Source organism: Nocardia anaemiae NBRC 100462, from assembly GCF_001612725.1.
Taxonomy (GTDB): domain Bacteria; phylum Actinomycetota; class Actinomycetes; order Mycobacteriales; family Mycobacteriaceae; genus Nocardia; species Nocardia anaemiae.
The window spans coordinates 141,043-166,915 of record NZ_BDAZ01000025.1 but is presented as its reverse complement, the minus strand read 5'-3'; the positions used below and the strand labels follow the sequence as shown (position 1 = coordinate 166,915).

Sequence of the window (25,873 nt, the reverse complement as noted above, 5' to 3'; positions counted from 1 at the left end):
GCATTAATGACAACATCACTCGCCGGACTTCGTGGCGCACGAATAGTCGCACAACGACATATGCGTACCCGCGTTGAACACGGCGGCATGTGGGACGAACGCACGGTCACGCACCTACTTCTGGCCGAAGCGCACGAAGTCGGTCAGATTCGATACGCTGAATTCACCCAGCCGGAAGAGCGAGAGGTAGGTGCGGACTGGATCTGGTGGTTCATAGACCGCAGCAACGAATGTTTCGGAATGCTGGTCCAGGCCAAAACGCTTAGCACTACAAACGGCCGGAATTATCGAATAAACTTCGGCTACCGTAAATCCGAGCAAATCACACGACTCTGCGACAATGCAAAACTGCTTGGTGTTCCACCGGTTTACGTACTCTACTGCGGTGACGTAACATACCGGAGCAGCCTCGGTTGTACGCCGCAGTGTGAACAGCCTCTAATATGCGACGAGTGCGAGAGAAAGTCGGTCGCTGTGCTGCCCGGGATTATCGCACACAAGACAATGGAATACGATCGTTCCAAGACCGCAAGAATCGCATACCAATTTGCGAGCCCGTTGGAGAGCATAGGCGAACCAGCCCCGAAGGGTCGCCGACTGTATCTTGCGTGGGCAGACGTTACCGATCCCGCGTTGAAATCTTTTCTGACTAGACCGCAATCGGGTGCGAGAGGAATTGCGAAGTCCATTCTTGAACAGGTGCTGCGAATGCGTATGGGGCACGCATCTGCAATTACTGGGGATGGAGTCGATGCGCGAGCCAATGCAGTGTTTCATGAGTACCCCGAGGACCGCGGGCACTTCTCTGTCCCATATATGCCGCACGTTCTAGACGGCCTTCGGTCAAGCCCTCCCGAGTATGTGAGCATGTTCATCGAATCCGGAAATGTGCCAGACGCAATCGTTCAAACAGCCAGGGGAATCGTAGTGGTCTATGTCTAGTCGGCCGCAGACTATCGAGGCTTGACGTACGAATCATCGATCGCGCATCGCAACGGGCCGGGCGCCTGTGAACCGGCGCTTGGCTCCGTCAGGAGCCCACTATGGTCGACTACCTCGGATACCGACCTGTCCGGTACACGATCCTTCTCACCCGCTGCGCCGCATTCATCCGATGCTTCGAAATCACCGACACCCCACTACCCGAAGCCACGACCTCATGGCTCGACATCTACGACAAAGAAGACGAACTGCTCACCACCTGGCTATCACCCGGTTCGCTGTGGAATATCTGATCGAACCCGGTCACACCGCCGAGGTCGGCGACTGCATCCGCGCCGCCTACAACCTGTATGTTGACTCCCCCGACGGCCACCTGCCCTACTGTTGGTTTCGCGGACCGGTCGTACGAGAGGATTGATCCACCTCGTCGGCCTCTCCTCGCGAAGTCACACCGACTCGATACCGGCAGGAGTTCCCAATCACGTCGGACCTGGACCGGGTGCTCCCGATCAGCGCTCGGCAGACGTGCTCGTGACCGTCTGTTCGTCGACGAAGACGTATCCGATCTCGTTCCAGTCTTCCGGGTTTGCGGGAGGAGCCAGCGCTTGGATCTCTCGATCACCGAGGTAGGTCTTCACCGTCAGATCGCTCGAACCGATGATGTACTGCACATGGTTCAACATCCACAACACGTCCCGGTGGTGGGAGGCCAACTCCGCTCGCGTCACCGTCACAGGTGGGTCCAGCTTGGCCTCTGCCGACTCAACGAACTGCTTCTTCAGCAGAATCGTGTCGCTGTCCAGCATCTCTATCCGCACCGAGTGACCCGCGTAGTCTCGAACACGCTTCACTCGCTCGAACGTCGTCCGGAAGTTCGTGAGGTCACCTGTGGTACCGAGGTCTTCCGCAATCGAGGACACCAACCGCGGGCGATCGGTGTCGCTTATCCGGGCAGGCACGCCCTTCTGCTTCAAATACCATTGCAGGCCGGGAGTTCGACGCTCGAAATACATTCCCACCAGCGCGTCGATGACATCCTGCACCTTGGCAAACTCACCCATCAAGGCGAGAGTGAGCAACCGCATGTCGGCATCCGAGTCGCCGGTCATGGTGTCTCCGATCGTTTGCGATGTGTGAGTGGGTGATCGCTGCGCTGCGCCAGCTGCGCTGGACTGTAGACGGTCCCAGCTTCCCAGCAACACCTTCCCGGTGTTCTGGAAACCCGCACCGAGGCGGGCCCGTTCGCCGGAACCGATCGATACCGACCCCACAACTGTGTCCGCCGACGAATGGAACCCCGCACACCTCACCGACGACCAACCGCTCTGGTAGGGCTGAGTTTTTGGGTTCTTGTGCTGCGAGTGTGGGTGGTTGGTGCTCCGGCAGCGCCCCGACCAGGGCCGTTGACTCCATGGGAAGGACGCGAATCAGCGGACACCCCAACATCATTCACCAACCAGCTGCGGGTCTTTGGCGTCGGTCGGTGTCGGAGGAATTGCTAGAGCAGGGTGTATGTGGTGATGCAGGCCAAGATCAGGGTGAGGGTGCTGGCGAAGCCGATCCCGCCAGCTGTGATGGTGGTGGCGAGGGTGGCGCCGTCGATGCGGGCGAGTATGCCCGCGGTGATCCCGACGATGAGCGCGGTGAGACCGGCGACGGTGAGCAGGAGGGCTTTGTCGGTGTGTGACATGAGGTTTCCGATCGACGTGGGGTGAAGCGGTCGCCTTCCAGTGAGCCGTTGGATTCGACGGTGTACGAATCCCGGAGTCAGTTATTGTGCGGATATGTGCATGTCGGGAGGGGTTTCACGGGTCTACGACTCGTGCCGGGTCGTCACGAGTCGAGGAAGGCGTAGTGATGTCCGCTAGGCCTGCTTCGCCGCGAGAGGAGTACCTTGCACAGTGGCGGGCGCTGTACGCGGCGGCTGGTAAGCCCTCGCCGACGGCTATCGCCAGCGAAATCGGCGGCATGGTATCGATCAGTACTGTCGCAGGGTGGTTCGACTCCGATGACGCCGCAGTGGTAATCCCGCGTGATGCGGGCAAATTCGAGAAGGTACTGCGGGTGTTGTACGCCAAGTCCGGGAAGACCCCTGCGGCGAGGATCCCGGATAAGCGCACAATCACCTACTGGCAGACCCTGCGCGGCAACGCGCAACGCAAACCACCGCGATCCCGACCCGGCCCGGATTCACCTGATGCCGGGTGTGTGGTGGTGGGCAGGATCCCTCGACGCGCACCGTATTTCGTGGTTCGTGCGCAGGTGGAGGAACTGCGGGAGACGCTGCAACGTGCATCGGTGGCGGTAGTGGTGACCGGGATGCGGGGCGCGGGCAAGACACAAGTGGCGGCTGCCTATGCCCGGGAGGCCGTCGGTGCAGGGGAGGGGGTGGTGGGCTGGGTCAACGCCGAAACCGCCGACACCCTGCTGGCCGGTCTTGCCGATATCGCGACCCGCGTCGGGGTAGCCGGCCCCGATGGCGATTCCGCAGTCTCGGCCCGGAGGCTGCGTGATCACTTGTCGGGACGCCAGGACCCAGCGCTACTGGTGTTGGACAACGCCACCGACCCCGACCTGGTAGATCGATTTCTGCCGACCGGCGGCGTGACCCGGGTGGTGGTGACCACTATCGACCGCTCGTTCACTCAACTCGGCGAGATCATCGACGCCGGTGAGGGATTCGCCCGCGATGAATCGATCACCTATCTGCGAGAGTCGACCGGCTTGAACGACGACATCGGTGCCGCGCAGGTGGCGAAGGATCTCGGGGATCTGCCGTTGGCGTTGTCGGCCGCAGCGGCCACCATCACCGGCCGTCGCCTGGACTACAGCCGCTACCGACAACTCCTCGCGGCTCAACCACTGCCCGCGGTGCTGCCGCGCCGTAGAGGAAGCGACCACCCCCTGGCTGTGGATCAGGCGCTACTGTTGTCGATCCAAACCACCGAAACCCCCACCGGCGCCCCAGAACTCGACGAGAAAGTGCGCTGGTTGCTGGGTGTGATGGCGATGCTCGCCCCCGATGGCGTCGACTACACGATGCTGCCCGACTCCGATTGCCATCTAGCCGCAGCATTGCAGCGGTGCGTGGAGGGGTCGCTGCTGTCGTGGTCGACCACCGGGAACACCATCGTGATGCACCGACTGCTGGGTCGGGTTCTGCGACAACGCGCCCAAACCACCCACACCATCACCAGTATCGCCGCCGACGCGGTTGTGATACTCGCACCGCAATTGTTCGATGAAGCCCAAGCGTTTCAACGGCGGGAGGAAGGCTCCCGATTGGTCGACCACATAGAAGCACTCTGGGAAGCCATCAACCACATCCCCGACCTCGACACCCTCGCCATCGTGTTGGCCATGCGCCGGTGGGCTACCCATCAGCTCATCGAATCCTCTGATCTCACCCGCGCCATCGACCTAGCTCGCCGAACTGTCGTCGAACACGAACAGTTTCTCGGTTCCGATCACCCCGATGCCCTGACAGCCCGCCACACTCTCGCCTACGCCTACCACTGGGCGGAGCGGCTGCCGGAGGCGATCACCCTGCACGAGCAGGTTTTCATTGACCGCGAACGTGTCCTCGGCCCTGATCACCCCGACACCCTCACAGCCCGCCACAACGTCGCCAACACCTACGAGTCAGCGGGGCGGTTATCCGAAGCGATCGACCTGTACGAGCGGAACCTCACCGACCGCGAACGCGTCCTCGGCCTCGACCACCCCGACACCCTGCACTCCCGCAACAACCTCGCCAACACCTACAGATCAGCGGGGCGGCTATCCGAAGCGATCGACCTGTACGAGCGGAATCTCGCTGACCGTGAACGTGTCCTCGGCCCCGACCACCCCGACACCCTCACCTCCCGCCACAACGTCGCAAACGCCTACAGGTCAGCGCGGCGATTGACCGAGGCGATCGAACTGCACGAGCAGGTCCTCAGTGATCGCGAACGCATCCTGGGTGCTGAACACCCCTATACCCTGTACTCGCGCAACAGCCTCGCTGGCACATACAGATCAGCGGGGCGGCTATCCGAAGCGATTGACCTGTACGAGCGGAATCTCGCTGACCGTGAACGTGTCCTCGGCCCCGACCACCCCGACACCCTCACCTCCCGCCACAACGTCGCAAACGTCTACTGGTCGGCGGGGCGATTGGCCGAGGCGATCGAACTGCACGAGCGGGTCCTCAGTGATCGCGAACGCATCCTGGCCCCCGGCCACCCCGACACCTTGACAACCCGCCACAACCTTGCCCTCGCCTACCGAGATGTGGGACGCGTGGCCGAGGCAATCCCGTTGTTCGAACGAAACCTTGCCGACCGCGAGCGATGAGCGATTCGTTCTACCTCGTTTGAAAAGGGGCTACACACGTGTCGATGACCGAGCGATTGACCGAGATGCAGAACGAGGCTGCTCGTACCGGCTGGACCAGCAGTACAGAGCCTGCGTCCATGTTCCAGATCGAATGGGCGATAAAGGACCTCGGATGGGAGCAGGTCGCCATTCGACCTGGTGAACCTGCGGTGACCAACCTGCGTCCGACCACGCCTGAAAACGCACCACCGCGGTCCCTCAGCGCAATCTACGGGTTAGGGCCGCAACCGCTACACACTGATGGTGCACATCTCCGGCAGACGCCTGATCTGATCATTCTGTTCGCCGAGGTGCCGAACACCACACCAACGATGCTTTGGCGTCCACAAAACAGGCCACGATGGCTTGTTGATGCCGTCTTCGTAGTCGACACAGGGAGTGAATCATTCCTCGCGACAGCGTACGACAACGATACTGCACGGCTCCGATACGATCCGGGCTGCATGCGAGCGGGTAACCAAAGAGCGCGGGATGCAGTCAAATACTTTGCAGACTCGCAAAGCAGTGCTTCCACCCATCCCTGGACGACAGCAGGGCAATTCCTACTCATTGACAACCGTAGAGCTCTGCATGCTCGCGCAGCAGTCCAAGATGGTGATGAGGATCGCACCTTGACCAGGATTTCGTACCGGATCGGAAACACGCGATGACAGACAGTTATGACGCACACGCGCTGTGGCTCAAAGCCAAGCTGTTCATCAGTCACGCAATGGACGATGACGTGGTGAGAGACTTCGACGAGCAGGCGCTTTGGGCCGCACTTGCCCTCGAACTGCTTGCGAAGGCAGCACTGTCGCGGCATTCTCCACTACTGATAGCCAGTCCGACTGAAGACGGCGGCAACCTCTTGGTTGCCAGCGGTCTCACCCAAGGTCAGGCCCGATTCACATCGGTGACCGCTACGACGCTGATATCGCGATGTAGCAAAGCATTTCCGCCGTTCAGCGAAAAGGAGGCAGGTGCAATTACTGGTGCGCGCAACAACTACCTGCACGGCGGTGCAGCAACGTTCACTCGGATTCCCTCCGAGGCATGGTGGCCCCGATACTGGGCGCAAGCCGTGATCCTTGTGAATGCGCTGGATAAGGATGTCGAAGACCTCGTCGGTGCTGCTCGCACCGACCTCGTGGAAAAGTATCTGACCCGAAATAAGAAGAACATCGAGCACCGGGCTCAAATGCTTGTCGAGCGAGCCAAGCAGCGATTTGCCCAATCGCGATCTGGGGACCTGCCGAGGCGGATCGCCACAGAATGGGAGAAACCTCGGGATATCAGCCTCGGTCTTTCATATCACGCTGACGCCAAGTGTCCAGCGTGCGGCTCCACAGGGGTTGTCGAAGGCGAGAACGTCAACGATACACAGATCAAGCACGAGCAAATCGGCGAAGACGACTACGACGTGTGGGCAGAACTCACGGTCGGCTCCGACTACTTCAGCTGCGAAACCTGCAAACTGGTGATCGACGGCTGGGAGGTCATCGTTGCTGCGGGCATCGATGACGAGTTCGGTGTCACGGACGATGCAATGGACCACATGGAGCCCGACTACGGCAACGATTAGCCTGTGTTTTGAAGGTGGTGAGGGCGGGGTGTGCGCCCTCCCTCATTCGTGTCGTAGCCATTGGTTGATGGGGGTGGTGAGGTAGCGACCAGCGAGTTTGTCGAATCATTGCATGTCCCGACGGTCCGTCTCTCGTGGCCGCCCGCCGACCGGACGTGCGGCTCTCACCGCATCCGGCGCTACGTCTTCCCCTGCGCCCCGCCTCCTCGCTGGCCCCCCGCCCAACCAGGCCACACCGACACACCGCGTCATTCAGCACCACGCTAGACACACGTCGGCCGAATTCTTGACGACTAGATGGCAATTGGCCCCAGAACACACGGTACTGTCGGCACCATGACCAGCGGTGACCCGTTTAGAGAGCACACTGGTAACTCATCGGGTACACCCAGAACTGGATTCGGTCGAACCGGCCGCCCTCGATGCGACCCAGCCGACCACCTACGACCGGCAAGAGGCGCGGGGCCTAAGGTCCGGGGAGGCGGAATCGTTCGCGCTCGGTTTCGAAGTCGAAGCTGTCGCGGCGCTGCACGCGGATGGTTCGCGGGATCGCCAGATCCATTGGGCAACTGGCGGTTTCCAACATCAGGCGCTTCTCCAGCGCGCCCAGGCTCGGTGCGGTCAGATCGCGCGGCGCACCGACCAGGCTGAGTGCGATCTCATAGGTGCGTCGTGCCCCGTGCTCTTGGCCGGGATGCTCTACGCGCCATTGGGTTTCGAGTAGTAGGTGCTCCGGTGCGTCGGGTTCGACGGGCAATGTGAAGCGCCACGCGAAGACATCGCGGTCCTGGAGGTGGTCGTCCACCACCTCGCGCACCGAATCGACGACGCGATCGAGGGTTTCCGGTGTGACATAAACATGGAGCGAAACATCCGAGATTCGTTTCGGCATGTCTGGTTCCTGTCGTGTGTCGAACCATCAACGGCGGAAGTTATTCCGCGCGCGAGTGTAATCCCTTTACCCGCTAACTGGACACCGGGCCCTGCGTGTCACCGGATCCGCTGGGCGGCAAGGAAGGCGGCCAGCGGCGCGGGACGCGCCCCAGGGGCCACTACGAGGCCGTTGCGGTCGTCGTCGACGGGCCTTTGCTGTTCGTGCGGCGCCAAGGCCAGCAGCAGCGGTACCAATGCCTCGGCGATGCGGTCACCGACCTCGCAGAACGCGGCCTCCGACAGGCCGACGGGGTCGGCGATATTTTCCCGCCCGACAAGGGCGAGATCGTGGCGGGCGCGGTGCAGATCGGCGATCGTCTCGGCGCCGGTGACCTTGGCGATGCGATGTGCTTCCAGCAGGGTGAAGGTGCGTGATCCGGCCCCGAATGCCATCCGTGCCGCCTGGTCCCGGATCTGCTCGGTCATGGCGAGCACCAGATCAGCGCGGTCGATCAGTTCCGGCTTCAGCTTGCGTGCCCGGAAATGGTCGGCGTCGGCGCCGAGTCCCTCGATGGTCCGCGCGGCGAGCGGTTCGATCGGAAAGCCAACCAGCGCACGGGTTCCCGCGCTTTCCGCGGTGAGTCCGGACAGGTTGTATTCGACCGCTACGGCGCGGGTCAGCCGCTCGGCGATTACCGAACGGCAGACATTGCCGTTGCAGACGAACAGGACGTGCATGCGGACACGGTAGGCCGCGCACGGACCGACCAGAAGGCCATCGGCATCGAATCACAGCCCGCGAAATACATATTCATCTGCTGGTCAAGTGCCGTACACGAAGTACGCCCCGGTATTCGGAGAAACGCTCGATACGTGTTGCCGCTAGGCGGTCGATCGGTAATCGAGGTCTGGGCGTCGTGCTGAAGGTACCCGGCGCGAGCGGTTTCGACCATGCCGAGTATTGCCACGGTTGGGGATCGGATTTACTCGGACTCCCCACGGTAGTACGCGGATTCGGCGACCACGGGTGCCACCTCGGGCGCCTCGCCGTACACCCGCTCCCGTGTCGTGAACATCCGGCCGCGCGAGGCCACGACCGGTGCGAACCGCGGCAGTCCGGAGCTCGCCCCCATATCGTCGTACATGGCATCGATACCGCCGCGCATGAAGTAGGCCTCATGCCAGAACCCGGTTCCGCCGGAGTCGCGCAGGAACCTCTGCCACCAATCCCGATGCGGCGTAGAGCGTGTCCACCGTTCCAGCGAATCCAGATCCCGCCAATACTGCCGCGCTCCCCAATGCGGCGGAAACAGCGACCAGATCACGTCCTCGTGCGACAACAGCCCATCCGGCCGATCCTTGTGCGACCGATACAGTTTCGGGCCGAGACCGAGCAATCGCAGGAATCCGCGCGGCTTGCGCACCCGCATCCCGATATAGATGACGACCAGATCCGGATACCCGGACAGATCGACAGTGGTCCTGTTAACCCGCATCGAGGCACCTCCGTATCCGGCTGCCCACACGCAACCCTACGCCCGAAATACGAGACAGTCCGCGCCGTAGTTCGATCGCCGCCCGAGCGGGCCTCGCGCGAGAACGGCCCGTGCTCCTCGAGAGCACGGGCCGCCTATCTGGTGCCGATTGTGGGACTCGAACCCACACGTCCTTTCGGACAACGGTTTTTGAGACCGTCGCGTCTGCCAGTTCCGCCAAATCGGCGCACCGGTGGGAAAGCATAGCGGGTCACTGTCGAAAATCACGAATGGGCAGGGTCCGAAGTGATAGACGCCCGGTTTGCGCAGGGTATATGGGTTGTATGCGGAACTGAAAGGTACTCTTTACATCACTCGACGGCGACAGTGTGGGGCGATGGACCGGTGCCCGGACCACGGCCACTCATTCGCGTGTCGGGGACACGGCATCGGAACCAGAGGGGTCTACCTATGAGCAACACAGCAGGGGGCGCCGGCACGAAGCGGGACGCCGGGGCGAAGCGGGTCGTCGTCGCGGAAGACGAAGCGCTCATCCGCATGGATCTGGTGGAGATGCTGACCGAAGAGGGCTATCAGGTTGTCGGTGAGGCCGGCGACGGCCAGCAGGCGGTGGATCTGGCGGTGGAGCATCGGCCGGATCTGGTCATCATGGATGTCAAGATGCCGCGCCGCGACGGTATCGATGCCGCCGCCGAGATCGCATCGAAACGCGTTGCGCCGGTTGTGATTTTGACCGCATTCAGTCAGCGCGATCTGGTCGAGCGAGCGCGCGACGCCGGTGCGATGGCGTATCTGGTCAAGCCGTTCACGAAATCGGATCTGGTGCCCGCCATCGAATTGGCGGCCAGCCGCTTCCATGAAATCACCGCGCTGGAGAGCGAGGTCGCCAATCTGGCCGACCGCCTCGAGACGCGCAAACTGGTCGAGCGGGCCAAGGGCGTGCTCATGCAGACCCAGGGATTGTCGGAGCCGCAGGCATTCAAGTGGATTCAACGTACGGCGATGGACCGCCGCACTACCATGAAGGCGGTAGCCGAGGTGGTGCTGGAAAATCTGGCCCCGAAGTAGACCCGTCCGTGCGCCCCGGCCGTTCAAGGCCGGAAATTTTACTTTCCGGAAACCTGATCGCGATGAAAAATTCGAAACGAAGTCGATCGGATGATCCGAATGTGATGCGCCGCTAACGCACCAACGCTATGTTCTGACCGGGCTGACGTGGTCGGCCTCCTCGGAGGAGAGCCCGGGGGAGCACAGGACGTAGAGGTGAAACGTGCTTAGTTCGACATGGCGCAGTCGTTCGATGCGGGGTGCATTGGCCATCGGTGCCGCCGCCGCACTCGTGCTGACGGGGTGTAGCGATAAATCGACCGACGGTGGTTCGGGCGCCTCCGGGACCAGCGGCGCGGGCGGCCTGAAGATCCAGCCGGTCATGCAGATCGACGCCAACGGTAAGCAGGTGCCGAAGTCGGACAGCGCCTCGGCCGCCGACCCGGCGGGCGACGGCAAGGCCACCTGCCCGGCGGGCACCTCGATCGCCATGGCGGGCGCGCTCACCGGCCCGGACGCGGCCCTCGGCATCAATATCGTCGACGGCGTGAAGCTCGCGCTGGACAAGCACAACAAGGCCAACCCGGGCTGCAAGATCGAGCTCAAGCAGTTCGACACCGAGGGCGACCCGCAGAAGGCCACCCAGGTCATCCCGCAGATCGTCAATGACAAGTCGATCATCGGCCTGGTGGGTCCGGCGTTCTCCGGTGAGACCAAGGCAACCGGCAAGATCCTCAGCGACGCCGGACTGGTTTCGACGACCGCCTCGGCCACCAATGAGACGCTCACCCAGAACGGCTGGACCAGCTTCTTCCGCGGTCTGGCCAATGACGGCGTGCAGGGTCCCTCGGTCGGCAAGTACCTGGTGAACACCGCGGGCTACAAGAAGGTCTGTGTCATCCAGGACAACACCGACTACGGCACCGGTCTGGCCAAGACGATTATCGAGGGCCTCGGCTCGGCCAACGACGCATCCTGCAATGCCGCCATCAAGAAGGGTGACAAGGACTTCTCCGCCACGGTCACCAAGATTGCCAGTGCCGCGCCGGACGCCGTCTTCTACTCCGGCTACTACTCCGAGGGCGCGCCGCTGGCCCAGCAGTTGAAGTCCGGTGGCGTCAAGGCGGTCTTCGTCTCGGCCGACGGCACCAACGATCCGCAGTTCGTCGCCCAGGCCGGTAGCTCGTCCAAGGGCGCGGTACTGTCCTGCCCGTGTGGTCCCGCGCCGGATAAGTTCACGGCGGATTACAAGGCGCTCAACGGCGCGGAGCCGGGCGTGTACTCGGTCGAGGGCTACGATTTGACCACGATCTTGGCCAAGGGCATCGATGGCGGCAAGCTGACCCGTCCGGACCTGCTGGAATTCGTGCGGTCCTACGACGGCCCCGGTCTTGCGCGCCAGTACAAGTGGAACCCGACCGGTGAACTGTCCAACGCACTGATCTGGATCTACGAGGTCAAGTAGCCCTAGACAATCCGCACGGCGGCACGTACGGGGGTTCGTGGGAATCCCCGTACGTGTCGCCGTGTCGGATGGGCGAATGAATGAGGGCAAAAGACGAATGACATCAACGGCATTGGCCGGTGTAGTACAACTCGCCGGCGGTTCGATCGACTTCAATTACCACGGAGTGATCGATAACTTCTGGCGACTGACCGTCGACGGGGTGACCTACGGCTCAATCTATGCCTTGGTCGCCGTGGGCTATACCCTGGTCTACGGCGTATTGCGGCTGATCAATTTCGCCCATTCGGAAATATTCATGCTCGGCATGTTCGGTCAATTGGTCGGGCTCATGCTGTTCGGATTCGTGGCGAATCCCGATGTATATACCCAGGGCATCATCCTGACCGTCACCTATCTCGCATTGGCGATGATCATCGGCATGCTGGTATCCGGTGGCGCCGCGGTCGGATTGGAGCGCGTGGCCTATCGGCCATTGCGCAAACGCGGGGCCAAACCGCTCAGCTTCCTCATCACCGCGATCGGCATGTCGTTCGTGATCCAGGAATTCGTGCACTTCATCCTGCCGAAGATCAATCCCAAACTCGGTGGCACCAATGCGCAGCAGCCGATCAAACTGGTCGAGCCCAGCGTGCAGTTCAGCTTCTTCGGAGCCGAGGTCGACAACATCAAACTGCTGATCGTGCTCGCGGCGATCGCGCTGGCGATCGTGACCGAGGTACTGATCAACCGGACCAAATTCGGCCGCGGCATCCGCGCCGTCGCTCAGGACCCCGATACCGCGACGCTGATGGGCGTTTCGCGGGAACGGGTCATCATGTTGACCTTCTTCATCGGCGGTGTGCTGGCCGGTGCGGCCGCGCTGCTGTACGCGATCAAGATCCCGCAGGGCATCATCTACTCCGGCGGATTCATCCTCGGCATCAAGGCATTCAGCGCCGCAGTGCTCGGCGGCATCGGCAATCTGCGCGGCGCATTGCTCGGCGGCATTCTGCTCGGCGTGGTCGAACAGTACGGCCAATCGCTGCTCGGTTCGGAGTGGCGCGATGTCGTCGCGTTCGTCGTGCTGGTGCTGGTGCTGATGGTGCGCCCGACCGGCATCCTCGGTGAGAGTCTCGGGAGGGCCCGCGCATGACCGACTCGACCAAAACCCCTGATTCCGTACCCGAGACACCCAAGGCGGCCACGCCGAGACATGGTGTCGGAGATTCGATTCGGACCTGGTGGGACGGCCTGAGCCGCCCAGCGCAATGGGGTGTCGGCGTGCCGATCCTCATTCTGCTCGCACTGCTTCCGCTGTTTCCGCCGCCGCTGCTGGATACCCCCGGCTACAACTTCGGTCTGGTCATGGCCCAGGTCGCGATGTACGCACTGATCGCCATCGGCCTGAATGTCGTTGTCGGACAGGCGGGGCTGCTCGACCTCGGATATGTCGGCTTCTACGCCATCGGCGCGTATACGGTCGGCCTGCTCACCAGTCCGAACAGTCCGTGGAATCAGACCGACGGCGGCTGGCTGAATCCGACCTGGGCCTGGATGGCCTGCCTGCCGATCGCGGTCGCGGTGACGGCCATTTCCGGCATCATTCTCGGTACCCCGACCCTGCGGCTGCGCGGTGACTATCTGGCGATCGTCACCCTCGGCTTCGGTGAGATCGTCCGACTGCTCGCCGACAATCTCTCCGATATCACCAATGGCAGCCTTGGTCTTTCCGGTGTCGCCTTCCCACACGTCGGCGAATCCGCCAGCAAGCCGGAGGGTGTGTTCTCCGGCGGCAATAGCGGCAATGCCGACAGCGCGAATCTGCTCGACCGGGCCAGTTACGGCACCTGGTGGTATTGGTTCGCGATGGTGCTGGTGATCATCGTGCTGCTGATCGTCGGCAATCTGGAACGCAGCCGGGTCGGCCGCGCCTGGGTCGCCATTCGCGAGGACGAGGACGCCGCCGAGATCATGGGCGTGCCGACCTTCAAATTCAAGCTGTGGGCCTTCCTGATCGGCGCTGCGGTCGGCGGCATGTCCGGTGCCATCTATGCCGGTCAGGTGCAGTTCATCAATCCGACCGGGTTCAACATCATCAATTCGATGCTGTTCCTGTGCGCGGTCGTCATCGGCGGTCAGGGCAATAAGCTCGGAGTCATCTTCGGCGCGTTCATCATCGCCTATCTGCCCGCGCGGCTGCAGTCGGTGAAATTGGTGAGCAATGAGTCGACCGGATACATCCTGTTGGCCATCGACGTGCTGGTCTTCGTCGGGCTGGTCCTCGTGTGGAAATACAAGAGCGACAGTCTGGGTGCGTGGCCGCGGCGCGGCTGCATTACCGGCATGGTGGTCACCGGCGTCATGGGTGCATTGCTGCTCGGCAGCGTGCTGCTCTTCCGCGTCGGCGGTGCGCAGTCCCTCGGCGACCTCAAGTACATGTACTTCGGAATTACCTTGGTGGTCATGATGATTCTGCGGCCACAGGGTCTGTTCCCGGTGCGGCAGAAGTTACTGACCTTCGGTAGGCAGGTTTATCAGGCCGTGCGCAAACCGGGTGAGCGCGAATTGATCGGAGCGGGACGATGACCGGGCCTGGCGCGGGTGACGCGCTGTTCGACAACGAGGATATGGCGGCAGGTTATGCGGCGCCGCCCGAGGTCGAGAGTGCGGGCGAGGTCGATGTCACCGCCGTGATCCCGGTGCTCGCCGATGCCGAGGTCGTCGCGGATGTGGTTGCCCCGCACCGTGATATCGAGACCGCGGTGGGTGCGCCGCTGCTGCGCACCGATGAGCTCACGGTGCAGTTCGGCGGTCTGACCGCATTGGACAAGGTCAGCTTCGAGATCCGCCGCGGTGAAATCCTCGGACTGATCGGGCCGAATGGCGCGGGCAAGACGACCTGCTTCAACGCCATTACCGGTGTCTACAAACCGGCCTCGGGTCTGGTGTATTTCGACGGCAAACCGCTGACGAAGACCAAGCGCAACGAGATCACCCGGCTCGGTATCGCCCGTACCTTCCAGAATGTGCGGCTCTTCGGCGAGATGACCGCGCTGGAGAATGTGGTGGTCGGCACCGACGCCAGGCATAAGACCTCGGTGCCTGGCGCCATCTTCCGCACCCCGCGGCACCGCAGCGAGGAGAAGGATGCGATCGAGCGCGGCATGGCCCTGCTCGAATTCGTCGGCATCGCACCGCGTGCGGTGGAGAAGGCGCGCAATCTCTCCTATGGCGATCAGCGCCGATTGGAGATCGCCCGCGCGCTGGCCACCGAGCCGAAACTGCTCTGCCTGGACGAACCCGCCGCCGGGTTCAATCCGAGCGAGAAGTCGGCGCTGATGGATCTGATCCGCAAGATCCGCGATGACGGGTTCACCGTGCTGCTGATCGAGCACGACATGCGCCTGGTCATGGGGGTCACGGACCGGATCGTGGTACTGGAGTTCGGTCGCAAGATCGCCGATGGGCTACCCGGGGAGATCCGCGACAACCCGGATGTGATCGCCGCGTATCTGGGTGTGCCCGATGCCGAGGCCGCGGCGGCCGAAAAGGCCACCGCCGTAACCGAAGTGGTCGAGCCGGAACCGCCCGCCGACGAACCGACTCCGGCCGTCGGCGAGCATCGCAAGCCGCAGCCGCGCGACTTCAGCGAAGCACCGCCGCTGCTCGAGGTCGACGATATGGTCGTCAACTACGGCAGAATCCAAGCGCTGCACGGTGTTTCGCTCCGGGTCGCCGAGGGTGAGCTGGTGACCCTGCTCGGTGCCAATGGCGCGGGTAAGACCACCACCATGCGCGCGCTGTCCGGCCTGCTGCCGCTGACCCGCGGCAAAATCAGGTTCGAGGGCCGCGACATCACCCAGATGAAAGCGCACGAGCGAGTGACGCACGGGTTGATCCAGGCGCCGGAGGGTCGAGGTGTCTTCCCCGGCATGACGGTCCAGGAAAACCTCGATATGGGTTGCTACGGAAGGGCTTTCAAGCAGAAGGCGGAATACAGGCAGACACTGGAGTGGGTCTTCGAGCTCTTCCCGCGGCTGTCCGAGCGACGCAAGCAGGTCGGTGGCACGCTGTCCGGCGGTGAGCAGCAGATGCTCGCCATCGGCCGCTCGCTCATGGCCCGTCCGCGCCTGCTGCTGCTCGATGAACCGTCGATGGGCTTGGCGCCCATGGTGATTCAGCAGATCTTCCGGATCATCAGCGAGATCAACCAGCAGGGCACCACGGTGCTGTTGGTCGAGCAGAATGCCCAGCAGGCGCTGACCCGCAGCGACCGCGCCTACATCCTGGAGACCGGTGAGGTCACCAAGAGCGGTATCGGCGGGGATCTGCTCACCGACCCCGCGGTGAAATCCGCCTACCTGGGCGTGGGTTAGAAGTCGGACCGTCCGTGGTCGCCTCGAGGCAAGATGGCGGCCACGGACGCCGGCCCGCGTTGGGCGCTGGCGCGCCCAATGACCCCTACTAGAGGAATGGCGCTGTGGACGGGCACGACGAACTGACGAATCTGGCCGACCGCTACTGGGACAGTGTGTTGGCGGCCGCGCCGAGCATGGCCACCCTGCTTGGTGACCACCGCTTCGATGACCGCGTGGAGGATCTCTCGCCCGAGGCCGAGCGGCGGCTGCTGGCGACCCTGCGCGAGTTGCGCGATCAGCTCGACGGTCTCGACGCCGAGAAACTGAACGGAACCGACCGGGTCACCCGCAGCCTGCTGCGCACCGAATTGGATTCGGCCATCGACAATCTGGCGTGGCGGCCGACCGAACTGACCTCGGATCAGATGGACGGCGTGCACGCCAGATTGCTGATGATGGCGCCCCAGATCAAGGCGCCGGAGCCCGAACACGCGCTTGCCCTGGTGCAACGCCATCGTCAGTTCGACACCCTGCTCGACCAGGCGGTCCAGCAGTTCCGCAACGGTTTGGCGGCGGGCCGCGCACCCGCGCGCATCACCATCGAACGCTCACTCAACCAACTCGACGGCTACCTGGCCTCCGATATCGCCACCGATCCGTTCACCACTTTCGCCGGACCGGCGGACTGGGATGGTGCGGCCGCATGGCGCGCCGAACTCACCGAGGTCGCGCGTGCGGTGATTCGCCCTGCCTTCCAGCGCTATCGGGACGTCCTGGCCGACGAATTGCTGCCCGCCGCCCGTCCCGACGACAAATGCGGCCTGTGCTGGCTCGGTGCCGACGGCGAGGACATCTACCGGCGGCAGCTGCGCCGCCACACCACCCTGCCCGATCTCGGCGCGGACGAGATCCACGAACTCGGCCTTTCCGAATTGGCGCTGCTGCGTGCGGAATACGCCGCGATCGGCACCCGATTGTTCGGCACCAGCGATAGCACCGAAATCTTCACCCGCCTGCGCCAGGATCCCGAGCTGCGATACGTCGGTGGCGAGGAGATCATGACCGATGCGCAACGCGCGCTCGGTGCGGCGGTCGCGGAGATGGGCAACTGGTTCGGCCGCCTGCCCAAGGAAACCTGCGATATCGCCCCCGTGCCGGACTTCCTGGCCGCGGATGCGCCCGCGGCGTACTACTTCCCGCCCGCCGCGGACGGCTCCCGGCCGGGCACCTACTTCGTCAACCAGCACGAACCCACCGGCCGCAGCCGCTACGAAACGGCGGCGGTGGCCTACCACGAGGCGATTCCTGGACATCATCTGCAGCTCACCATCGCCAATGAACTCGATCAGCTGCCGCGCTTCCAACGGCAGTCGTTCGCGAATACCGCCTTTGTCGAGGGGTGGGCGCTCTATACCGAACGCCTTGCCGACGAAATGGGTTTGTACGACGACGATTTGGCGCGCATCGGCATGCTGGCCGCCGATTCCTGGCGCTCGTGCCGACTCGTCGTCGATACCGGAATCCATGCCAAGGGCTGGAGTCGCCAGCAGGCCATCGACTTCATGGTGGCCAATGCGCCGGTCGGGCTGGCCGAGATCGAGGTCGAGATCGACCGCTATATCGCGATTCCCGGTCAGGCCGTGGCCTATAAGGTCGGTCAGCTCGAGATTCGTCGGCAACGTCGGCAGGCGGCCGAACGACTCGGCGCCGCCTTCGACATCAAGGCATTCCACGATGTGGTGCTCGGCTCCGGCTCGGTCAGCCTGCCGGTGCTGCGCGAACTCGTGTCCACACTGTGACCCGCTGAGCGGTTCCCCGAGTTGCGGGGCGGTCCGGGCCGGAGTCCAATGAATGTGCGGTGATCGAGCTCTCTAGGTAGGTCATGAACAGCACGTTCGGCTCTCGGCTCGGTCCGTTGCGCGGCAATCGTATGGTGCTGATCTGGGCGGTGCTCGGTGTGGTCGGTGCGCTCACCGCGACGGTTCTGCTGATGACCGGAAAGTCCGCGGACACGGGTGAAATGAGTGCCGCGCGTAGGATTTCCGATCATTCCACGACACCGGGATTCACCGGTGCCCTGCCCGATTCGGCGAATCCGATCGGCGATGCCGCACCCCCGGTCGCCTTCGCGCCGTTGGCCGGGGTAGCGCAGGCCGGGATGTCGGTGGTGTCCAGCCGCGCGGTGCAGGCGCTGGCCGACCATCCGCTCTTCGCCCAGCACGTGGGACTCGGCAGGGTCGATTGCAAACTGCCCGCCTGGCACGACGATCCGGAGGCGGCGCGGGCCTTCTACCGGGCTGCGATCGCCTGCCTGGACGCGTCCTGGGAACCGACACTGCGCGGCGCCGGACTGCCGTTCCATCCGCCGCGGCTACTCGCCCCCACCGAATCCGGTGATGTGGCAAGCCAATGCGTGCAGCGGCTGCGCAACGGCCCGACCACGTTCTACTGCGCCCCCGACGAAACCCTGGTGCTGCCGTACGACGCCATGCGGCCGCTGTCCAGCGGTTCGCGCCGCGGCGCCCAATTGGCCGTTCTCAGTACCGAATACGGCCACCACGTGCAGAACCTGATCGGCGTCATGCAGGCCTACAACGAAAAGCGTTCGACCCTCGGCAAGGACAGCACCGCCGGTCGCGAACAGAGCCGCCGCATGGAGTTGCAGGCCCGCTGCTTCTCCGGCATGTTCCTCGGCACCAACTTCGGCCGCGCCGATATCGATGAACAGACCTGGACCGAAGCCTCCCACACCGTCCACGGCGGCCAGGCCACCCGCGATGCACGGATGCAGGGCACCGAAGAGAACGTGTGGGGCTGGTGGAAATGGGGTTCCGACAAGGGCGACACCTGGGAGTGCAACACCTGGTACAGCTCCCCGGCGCACGTGGAATGAGGGCGTGCCGCGGTTAGCGGTGCGCTTCGGTCAGCACTTCGAGCACGGCCGCGGTGTCCAGATAGAAGGGCCGGATCTCGGCGATCAGGCCGTCGCGGAAGGTCATCAGCTGCATTACCGAGGTCTCCAGCATCCGGCCGGTGGCGCGGGCCAGCATGCGGCCGCGGTTGTAGATGACCACCGCGTCGCCGTCCACCACGAACCGCTGTTCGAGGAACTCCAACGATGCCCAGGTCCGGCTCATCGCCGCCATGAATTTCTCGATGCCGTCGGGGCCGTGCCATTCGCCGCCGTAGGGCAGGTGCGCGGCCTGATACATGACGACATCGGGGGCCAGGCAGGCGGCCATCGCATCGAAGTTCGCGCCCTCGGTGATGTAGGCGGCTTCGGCGGCGAAGAAGTTCTGCAGTGCTGCGCGGGTTGTGGTCACCGGGAAATCATGGCCGCCGAGGCGAACCGCTTCTGGCGGAAATCGGACGGCTCACTGGACCCGCACAAGAAGAGGGTGCCGCGGCTGTGGATTGTCGGTGGGGCTACCTAGACTCTCAGGCGTGACCCCAGCGACTACTGATCAGCGTTCCCGCGTCGTACCCGTGGCAGCCAGTGATGCGGGTGGTGAGCGGCCGACGTTGTTGCTGTTGGATGGGCATTCGATCGCCTACCGCGCATTCTTCGCGCTGCCCGCGGAGAACTTCAAGACGGTCACCGGACAGACCACGAATGCGGTCTATGGATTCACCGCGATGCTGATCAACCTGTTACGCGACGAGAAGCCGACGCATATCGCGGCGGCCTTCGATGTCAATCGCAAGACCTTCCGCACCGAGGCGTATCCGGAGTACAAGGCGGGGCGCAATGCCACGCCCGATGAGTTCCGCGGTCAAGTCGAACTGACCAAGGATGTGCTCGGCGCCATGGGCATTCCCGTTATGGCGATCGAGGGTTTCGAGGCCGACGATCTGATCGCCACCATCGCGACTCAGGCCGTCGCCGAGGGCTTCCGGGTGCTGATCGTCTCCGGTGACCGCGATGCCATCCAGTTGGTCAGCGATGCGGTGACGCTGCTCTACCCGCGCAAGGGCGTATCCGATCTCACCCGGTTCACCCCGGATGAGGTGATGGCCAAATACCAGCTCACCCCGGCTCAGTACCCGGACTATGCAGCCCTGCGCGGCGACCCGAGCGACAATCTGCCCGGCATTCCGGGCGTCGGGGAGAAGACCGCCGCGAAGTGGATCCGCGAATACGGCGATCTGACCACCCTGGTCGACAAGGTAGACGAGGTGAAGGGCAAGGTCGGCGACGCACTGCGCGCCAACCTCAGCAATGTGGTGCTCAACCGCCAGCTCACCGAGATGGTCCGCGACGTCCCGCTGCCCTACACCCCCGATCAGCTGGCCCAGCAGCCGTGGGACCGCAATAAGATCCACCAGCTCTTCGACGATCTGGAGTTCCGGGTACTGCGCGACCGGCTCTTCGAAACCCTCGCCCCGCCGGAGCCCGAGGCCGAATCCGGCTTCGAGATCAGCGGCGGCGCGCTAGAGGTCGGCGCGGTCGCCGCATGGCTCGCCGAACATGCGAAAGTCGGTGTCCGCCATGGTATTTCGGTTGTCGGCAGCAGCACGCCCGGCAATGGTGACACGCGCGCGCTCGCCATCGCCGCCGCGGACGGCGAGAGCGGCTACATCGATGTCTCCGTGCTGACGCCGGAAGACGAAGCCGCACTCGCCGCTTGGCTGGCCGATCCGGCCGTGCCGAAGGCGCTGCACGAGGCCAAGGCCGCGATGCACGCGTTGCGTGGGCGCGGCTGGACCCTCGCCGGTCTGACCAGTGATACCGCCCTGGCCGCCTATCTGGTCCGACCCGGCCAACGCAGCTTCAATCTCGACGATCTCTCGCTGCGCTATCTGCACCGCGAACTGCGCGCCGAAACCGCGGAAACCCCGCAGCTGTCGCTGCTCGACGATGCCGACACCGTGGACGCCGAGCTGGCACAGACCGAAATGCTGCGTGCCAGGGCGGTTCTCGACCTGGCCGAGGCACTCGACGGCGAACTGCGCCAGATCGAATCCAGCGCACTGCTCGACGATATGGAATTGCCACTGCTCGGTGTGCTCGCCGAATTGGAGAATGCGGGCATCGCGGTCGATACCGACCAGCTCGAGGCCCTGCAGCGACAATTCGCCGATAAGGTCACCGATGCGGCCAATGCCGCCTATGGCGTGATCGGCAAACAGATCAACCTCGGCTCACCCAAGCAGCTGCAAGTGGTCCTCTTCGATGAACTCGATATGCCGAAGACCAAGCGCACCAAGACCGGCTACACCACCGACGCCGACGCGCTGGAATCGCTGTTCGAGAAGACCGAACATCCGTTCCTGCGGCATCTGCTCGAACATCGCGACGCCACCCGGCTCAAGGTCACGGTGGACGGTCTGTTGAAATCCGTCGCCGACGACGGCCGCATCCACACCACCTTCAACCAGACCATCGCCGCCACCGGCCGCCTGTCCTCCACCGAGCCGAATCTGCAGAACATCCCGATTCGCACCGATACCGGTCGCCAGATCCGCGATACCTTCGTCGTCGGCCCCGGCTACCAGTCGCTGATGACCGCCGACTACAGCCAGATCGAAATGCGCATCATGGCCCACCTTTCCGGTGACGAAGGCCTGATCGAGGCCTTCAACTCCGGTGAGGATCTGCACACCTTCGTCGCCTCCAAGGCCTTCGATATCCCGCTGTCGGAGGTGACGCCGGAAATGCGGCGCCGGATCAAGGCGATGTCCTACGGTCTCGCGTACGGCCTGAGCTCCTACGGCCTTTCGACGCAGCTGAAGATCAGCACGCAGGAGGCCAAGGAGCAGATGGAGGTCTACTTCGACCGCTTCGGCGGTATTCGCGACTACCTCTACGAGGTGGTCGAACAGGCGCGCAAGGTCGGCTACACCGAAACCCTCTTCGGTCGCCGCCGCTATCTGCCCGATCTGGACTCCAGCAACCGCCAGCGCCGCGAGGCCGCCGAACGCATGGCCCTCAACGCGCCCATCCAGGGCACCGCCGCCGACATCATCAAGGTCGCGATGATCAACGTGCACAAGGCGATCAAGGAGGCGGGCCTGCGCTCGCGCATGCTGCTGCAAATCCACGACGAACTGGTCTTCGAGGTCGCCGACGGGGAGCGGGACACCCTGGACGCACTGGCCCGCGAACAGATGTCCTCGGCGATCACGCTGTCGGTCCCGTTGGACGTCTCCGTCGGCACCGGCCGCAGCTGGGATTCCGCAGCGCACTGATCGATGGTTGCGGCACACCGAATTCCGGTGTGCCGCATCGTATTTCAGTGCCCGGAAGCAGCTCTGGCGACTGCGCGGATACTACGTCAGACCGCCGGATCGTTCACTCCGAATGATGTCGCACCAGCTTCGCCGATCCGGCGCGCAGATCGATCTCATCGCGCGGCGGGGCACCATCCGACTTATCTTCTTTATGCATCAATGCCGTGTGCCGCTGTTCGAATTCGTAATGCTTCGAACCTTGGAAGGCCGCGGCGACCAGTTCGAATCCGGTCGCGGAGACCGGTGTGTGCTTGCGGTGTTTGAACCACGGCAGGATCCGACTTCCGGTGAGCCGATTCCACAGCACCTCGACGAATGCGAGTCCGATCAGCAGCATGGCCAAGCCGGGAATGGTCATGGCGACAAGGGCACCCATGTGATCGAAAGTACCGCCGCGATGCCGCCTTGCCATCCGTCCTTGGTACTACACCCCCTGAGCTGCGACGATGATACTCGCGAGTAGGCGCGACGAGGCGACAAATGTGGTTGCCATCGAGTGCAGATCGCCCTATTCTGGTCCGCGTGCCGAATCCCGCCGACCGCCACAGCGCCGCGCTCCATGTCGCAGACCGCGACAGCGCAGTGTTGAATGCGGCGCTCTCCGGGCCCTCCGTGGTTACGCAGGCTACCGCCTCCGGGCCTGAGGCTCGCGCCGGGCTAATTCCGCTTACCGCGATGGTGGCAACCCGGCGACTTCTCGTAGTAGCCCGCCGTAGCGGGGTCTGATTCGGACCGGCCCCCTCGCTGCGGGCTACTGACTACTTACCGCTGGTCCCCTCTGTCAATTGAGAAGACAATCCTCGGGAAGACCTCCGCACAATGACCATCCTGACTCTTGATGCCAACATGTTCATCGCCGCAGCCCCCAAGGCGCTGCGCGCCGAATGCGCCGATCTGACACCTGCCCAGTTCCAATACCGCTATTGCGAGCACACCGGCCCGATTCGCGTCGGCGACTGGTCGCCCGCGGGCAAGCGGAGCGCGGAGTTCACGGCCACCCTCGAATTCGCCGACCACCTGCGCACGGTGATCGCCACCGGCAACCCGGTGGCCGCAATGACCTCGGCCCTCTACGACGAGGGCTATCCGGTCGAAATCCTGCAATTCCACCAGCGCCGCACCGCTGTCGGTACCGCGACGTTCGTGCAGTGCGAATGCAACGGCAGGCGCGGCTGGGGCGCGGCCCTGGCCGACGACGGTGCCGAATCGACGGTGCGCGCCATGATCGCGGGCGTCAACAAGCTCGGCGCCTGAGCGAAGCGAAAACGCAACGGGCCGTTCACATTCCACCGAATGTGAACGGCCCGTGCGAGTTGGACCTTACTGATCTGCCTGCTGCTCGGCGAGCTGCTTGCGCACCTCGTCCATATCCAGCGCCTTCACCTGGGTGACCAGATCCTCCAGCGCGGCGGGCGGCAGGGCGCCGGGCTGCGCGAAGACCAGTACGCCCTCGCGGAAAGCCATGATGGTGGGAATCGAGCGGATATTGGCGGCGGCGGCCAGGCCCTGTTCGGCCTCGGTGTCGACCTTGCCGTGCACGACATCGGGATGCTTGTCCGAGGAGGCCTCGAAGGTGGGTGCGAAACTCTTGCACGGACCGCACCAGTCGGCCCAGAAATCGACGAGTACCACGTCGTTTCCGGTGACGATCTCATCGAAATTCTGTTGGTTCAGCGTCTGGGTGGCCATGACGTCCTCTCGTGTCGTATGTCGCCAGCTATAACGTCCGGCGCGGTACATATCTTCCGGCGGTGCCTCTATTTTCCTCGGGCGACCGGCCACTCGCGCCGTTGATCGCCGTCCCAACGGCGGATACCCACCACGGATGCCGGGAAATCACGGTCCATGGCGACGGCGTGGACCGCCTCGCCCAAATGGTGCGGCGGCACCCGTCTTGCCAGCGTGATATGCGGGGTCCACTCGTCGGGTCGCACATTCGACGGTATGCCGGGACACGGCGACAGGACCGAGAAAATACGACGTTGCAGGGCGAGCAATTGTTCCGAGGGCACCACCGACCGAACCAGGATCGGATGGCGCGCGCCGAAGACCAGCACGCCGCCGAGTCGTATCGGAATCGGTCGGAAGCTCAGCTCATCCAGCGCGTGATCGATGCGCGGCCAGATCTGTCTGGCCACCGCGATGGTGATATGCGGGCGATTGGTTTCGACATGCTTACCGGCCAGACTCGGGATGCCCGCATCCGCGAGCAACTGCCACTGCCGCCGGATTTCCGCATCGGCCACATCGTCCAATAACAATTCGACCGACTGCACCATAGTTCACGAGAGGTTAGCCGCCCGCGCGGCTGGATGGGCGGCGAACACGCGGCCCAGTTGTCGGCGCACGAACCGTGGCGCGGGAGGATGGCCCGGTGAACCGTATGCGTCTCGGCCTCATCGAAGGTGACGGCATCGGCCCCGAGGTGGTCCGTGCCACCAGCGCGGTGGTCGACGAAGCGCTCGCCGCGGAAGGCGCGCCCTCGGTCGACTGGGTTCGGTTGCCGATGGGGCAGCGCGCCATCGAGGAATTCGGCGATCCGCTGCCGGAGCGGACGCTCGCGACTCTCGATGAGCTCGACGCCTGGATCCTCGGCCCACACGACAATGCCGCCTACCCGCCCGAACTTCGCATCGCACCAGGTGGCGCCATCCGCAAACGCTTCGGCCTCTACGCGAATATCCGCCCCGCCCGTGCCTTCGCCGGAATCAAGGCGAGCGCTCCCGATATCGACCTGGTGATCGTCCGGGAGAACAGCGAGGGTTTCTACGCCGACCGCAATATGTTCGCCGGGTCGGGCGAGTTCCGGCCGACCCCGGACGTGGCGATGGCGGTCGGCCTGATCACCAGGCAGGCCTGTGAGCGGATCGCGCACGAGGCCTTCCGGCTCGCGGCCGCGCGACGCAAGCGTGTCACGATCGTGCACAAGGCCAATGTGCTGCCGATGACCATGGGACTGTTCCGTGACGTCTGTTATGAGGTTGCCCACGCCTATCCGGGCGTCGAGGTCGACGACGAACATGTCGACGCGACCGCCGCCCATCTGGTCCGTGCGGCCAGCGACTACGACGTGCTGGTCACCGAGAACCTCTTCGGCGACATCCTCTCCGATCTCGCGGGCGAGCTGAGTGGCTCGCTCGGCATCGCCGCATCGCTCAACTGCTCGGCGACCAAGGCGATGGCCCAGGCGGTACACGGCGCCGCGCCGACGCTGGCCGGACACAATCGCGCAAATCCGGCGGCGCTCCAACTCTCGGCGGCAATGTTGTTGCACTGGCTGGGAATTCGCGACAACAACCGGACGCTGTCGAGTGCGGGTGAACGCATCGAACGCGCCGTCGCGGCCACCTTCGCCGCGGGCATCGCCACCGCCGACCTGGGCGGTCTCGCCTCGACCAGTGAATTCACCGAGCAGGTCGGCGCCAGGGTGCACCGGCGCTGACCCGGACCGGCGCGGCGACCAGGAACCCGATTCATTCGAACATCGGACCGTCCGGTAGGGTCCACCGCCGGTGCCTGAGTGTTTGCTGTGCTCGGA

23 protein-coding genes, 1 tRNA gene and 1 pseudogene are annotated in these 25,873 nt (G+C 63.7%); 15 read left to right on the top strand and 10 right to left on the bottom strand.

The window, feature by feature from the left end; translation table 11 throughout:
* Positions 1 to 6: 6 nt before the first annotated feature.
* A complete protein-coding gene (locus tag NA5_RS43570) occupies positions 7 to 942 on the top strand; it encodes a DUF6615 family protein (RefSeq protein WP_503826375.1) in 936 nt (311 codons plus the stop codon).
* Positions 943 to 1,043: 101 nt separating this feature from the next.
* Positions 1,044 to 1,235, top strand: coding sequence for a hypothetical protein (locus NA5_RS17005; protein ID WP_062987078.1), 192 nt, complete (start codon positions 1,044 to 1,046; stop codon positions 1,233 to 1,235).
* A 216-nt stretch (positions 1,236 to 1,451) separates the two neighbouring features.
* Here the strand turns inward: NA5_RS17005 and NA5_RS17000 are convergent, their stop codons facing one another.
* Together NA5_RS17000 and NA5_RS16995 are read right to left on the bottom strand one after the other, a co-directional pair.
* A complete protein-coding gene (locus tag NA5_RS17000; protein ID WP_062987077.1) occupies positions 1,452 to 2,051 on the bottom strand; it encodes a hypothetical protein in 600 nt (199 codons plus the stop codon).
* 389 nt (positions 2,052 to 2,440) lie between these two features.
* On the bottom strand, positions 2,441 to 2,632 hold the full coding sequence (locus tag NA5_RS16995; protein ID WP_062987075.1) for a hypothetical protein: 192 nt from the start codon (positions 2,630 to 2,632) through the stop codon (positions 2,441 to 2,443).
* A gap of 167 nt (positions 2,633 to 2,799) precedes the next feature.
* Here NA5_RS16995 and fxsT point away from each other — a divergent pair, with 167 nt between their 5' ends.
* Both fxsT and NA5_RS16985 read left to right on the top strand, forming a co-directional pair.
* On the top strand, positions 2,800 to 5,280 hold the full coding sequence (gene fxsT / locus NA5_RS16990; protein ID WP_084484193.1) for an FxSxx-COOH system tetratricopeptide repeat protein: 2,481 nt from the start codon (positions 2,800 to 2,802) through the stop codon (positions 5,278 to 5,280).
* A gap of 688 nt (positions 5,281 to 5,968) precedes the next feature.
* Positions 5,969 to 6,883, top strand: coding sequence for a hypothetical protein (locus NA5_RS16985; RefSeq protein ID WP_062987071.1), 915 nt, complete (start codon positions 5,969 to 5,971; stop codon positions 6,881 to 6,883).
* 466 nt (positions 6,884 to 7,349) lie between these two features.
* Here NA5_RS16985 and NA5_RS16980 read toward each other — a convergent pair whose 3' ends face one another.
* The 4 genes from NA5_RS16980 to NA5_RS16965 form a co-directional block, all read right to left on the bottom strand.
* Positions 7,350 to 7,775, bottom strand: coding sequence for a hypothetical protein (locus NA5_RS16980; protein ID WP_062987069.1), 426 nt, complete (start codon positions 7,773 to 7,775; stop codon positions 7,350 to 7,352).
* A gap of 98 nt (positions 7,776 to 7,873) precedes the next feature.
* Entirely contained in the window at positions 7,874 to 8,494 is a 621-nt protein-coding gene (locus NA5_RS16975; protein ID WP_062987067.1) for an arsenate reductase/protein-tyrosine-phosphatase family protein, read from the bottom strand.
* A 245-nt stretch (positions 8,495 to 8,739) separates the two neighbouring features.
* Complete coding sequence (locus NA5_RS16970; protein ID WP_062987222.1) at positions 8,740 to 9,252, bottom strand: monooxygenase family protein; 513 nt, start codon at positions 9,250 to 9,252, stop codon at positions 8,740 to 8,742.
* A gap of 139 nt (positions 9,253 to 9,391) precedes the next feature.
* A tRNA-Leu gene (locus tag NA5_RS16965) sits at positions 9,392 to 9,478 on the bottom strand.
* A 224-nt stretch (positions 9,479 to 9,702) separates the two neighbouring features.
* Here NA5_RS16965 and NA5_RS16960 point away from each other — a divergent pair.
* The 8 genes and pseudogenes from NA5_RS16960 (at position 9,703) to NA5_RS16930 (ending at position 18,997) form a co-directional block, all read left to right on the top strand.
* Positions 9,703 to 10,320, top strand: a complete 618-nt coding sequence (locus NA5_RS16960; RefSeq protein ID WP_040688928.1) for an ANTAR domain-containing response regulator — start codon at positions 9,703 to 9,705, stop codon at positions 10,318 to 10,320.
* A 232-nt stretch (positions 10,321 to 10,552) separates the two neighbouring features.
* Positions 10,553 to 11,764 carry a branched-chain amino acid ABC transporter substrate-binding protein gene (locus NA5_RS16955; RefSeq protein WP_062987065.1) on the top strand — a complete coding sequence of 404 codons (1,212 nt, stop codon included), beginning with the start codon at positions 10,553 to 10,555 and terminating at the stop codon, positions 11,762 to 11,764.
* 97 nt (positions 11,765 to 11,861) lie between these two features.
* Positions 11,862 to 12,899, top strand: coding sequence for a branched-chain amino acid ABC transporter permease (locus NA5_RS16950; protein WP_062987063.1), 1,038 nt, complete (start codon positions 11,862 to 11,864; stop codon positions 12,897 to 12,899).
* Positions 12,896 to 14,332 (top strand): branched-chain amino acid ABC transporter permease, encoded by a 1,437-nt coding sequence (locus tag NA5_RS16945; RefSeq protein ID WP_062987061.1) that lies wholly within the window; start codon positions 12,896 to 12,898, stop codon positions 14,330 to 14,332. The genes NA5_RS16950 and NA5_RS16945 overlap by 4 nt, the downstream gene beginning before the upstream one ends.
* A pseudogene (locus NA5_RS43490) lies at positions 14,329 to 15,285 on the top strand (ABC transporter ATP-binding protein); the annotation flags it as partial. The gene NA5_RS16945 and the pseudogene NA5_RS43490, both read left to right, overlap by 4 nt.
* A 141-nt stretch (positions 15,286 to 15,426) precedes the next feature.
* Positions 15,427 to 16,122, top strand: a complete 696-nt coding sequence (locus tag NA5_RS43485; RefSeq protein ID WP_245672266.1) for an ABC transporter ATP-binding protein — start codon at positions 15,427 to 15,429, stop codon at positions 16,120 to 16,122.
* Between the two features lie 104 nt (positions 16,123 to 16,226).
* Positions 16,227 to 17,903, top strand: coding sequence for a DUF885 domain-containing protein (locus NA5_RS16935; RefSeq protein ID WP_062987059.1), 1,677 nt, complete (start codon positions 16,227 to 16,229; stop codon positions 17,901 to 17,903).
* 83 nt (positions 17,904 to 17,986) lie between these two features.
* Entirely contained in the window at positions 17,987 to 18,997 is a 1,011-nt protein-coding gene (locus NA5_RS16930) for a neutral zinc metallopeptidase (protein WP_062987058.1), read from the top strand.
* Positions 18,998 to 19,010: 13 nt separating this feature from the next.
* Here the strand turns inward: NA5_RS16930 and NA5_RS16925 are convergent, their stop codons facing one another.
* A complete protein-coding gene (locus tag NA5_RS16925; RefSeq protein WP_062987056.1) occupies positions 19,011 to 19,427 on the bottom strand; it encodes a nuclear transport factor 2 family protein in 417 nt (138 codons plus the stop codon).
* A gap of 121 nt (positions 19,428 to 19,548) precedes the next feature.
* Between NA5_RS16925 and polA the strand changes: the two genes are divergently transcribed.
* On the top strand, positions 19,549 to 22,293 hold the full coding sequence (gene polA, locus NA5_RS16920; RefSeq protein ID WP_084484191.1) for a DNA polymerase I: 2,745 nt from the start codon (positions 19,549 to 19,551) through the stop codon (positions 22,291 to 22,293).
* 103 nt (positions 22,294 to 22,396) lie between these two features.
* On the opposite strand, the gene NA5_RS16915 is transcribed toward polA, so the two are convergent.
* Positions 22,397 to 22,711 (bottom strand): DUF6191 domain-containing protein, encoded by a 315-nt coding sequence (locus NA5_RS16915; protein ID WP_062987052.1) that lies wholly within the window; start codon positions 22,709 to 22,711, stop codon positions 22,397 to 22,399.
* Positions 22,712 to 23,154: 443 nt separating this feature from the next.
* Here NA5_RS16915 and NA5_RS16910 point away from each other — a divergent pair, with 443 nt between their 5' ends.
* Positions 23,155 to 23,589, top strand: coding sequence for a 2-isopropylmalate synthase (locus tag NA5_RS16910; protein WP_062987050.1), 435 nt, complete (start codon positions 23,155 to 23,157; stop codon positions 23,587 to 23,589).
* Between the two features lie 66 nt (positions 23,590 to 23,655).
* Here the strand turns inward: NA5_RS16910 and trxA are convergent, their stop codons facing one another.
* Complete coding sequence (trxA, locus tag NA5_RS16905) at positions 23,656 to 24,024, bottom strand: thioredoxin (RefSeq protein WP_062987048.1); 369 nt, start codon at positions 24,022 to 24,024, stop codon at positions 23,656 to 23,658.
* A gap of 68 nt (positions 24,025 to 24,092) precedes the next feature.
* On the bottom strand, positions 24,093 to 24,614 hold the full coding sequence (locus tag NA5_RS16900) for a 2'-5' RNA ligase family protein (protein ID WP_062987046.1): 522 nt from the start codon (positions 24,612 to 24,614) through the stop codon (positions 24,093 to 24,095).
* A gap of 104 nt (positions 24,615 to 24,718) precedes the next feature.
* Between NA5_RS16900 and NA5_RS16895 the strand changes: the two genes are divergently transcribed.
* Positions 24,719 to 25,777, top strand: coding sequence for an isocitrate/isopropylmalate dehydrogenase family protein (locus tag NA5_RS16895; protein ID WP_062987220.1), 1,059 nt, complete (start codon positions 24,719 to 24,721; stop codon positions 25,775 to 25,777).
* Positions 25,778 to 25,873: the final 96 nt, after the last annotated feature.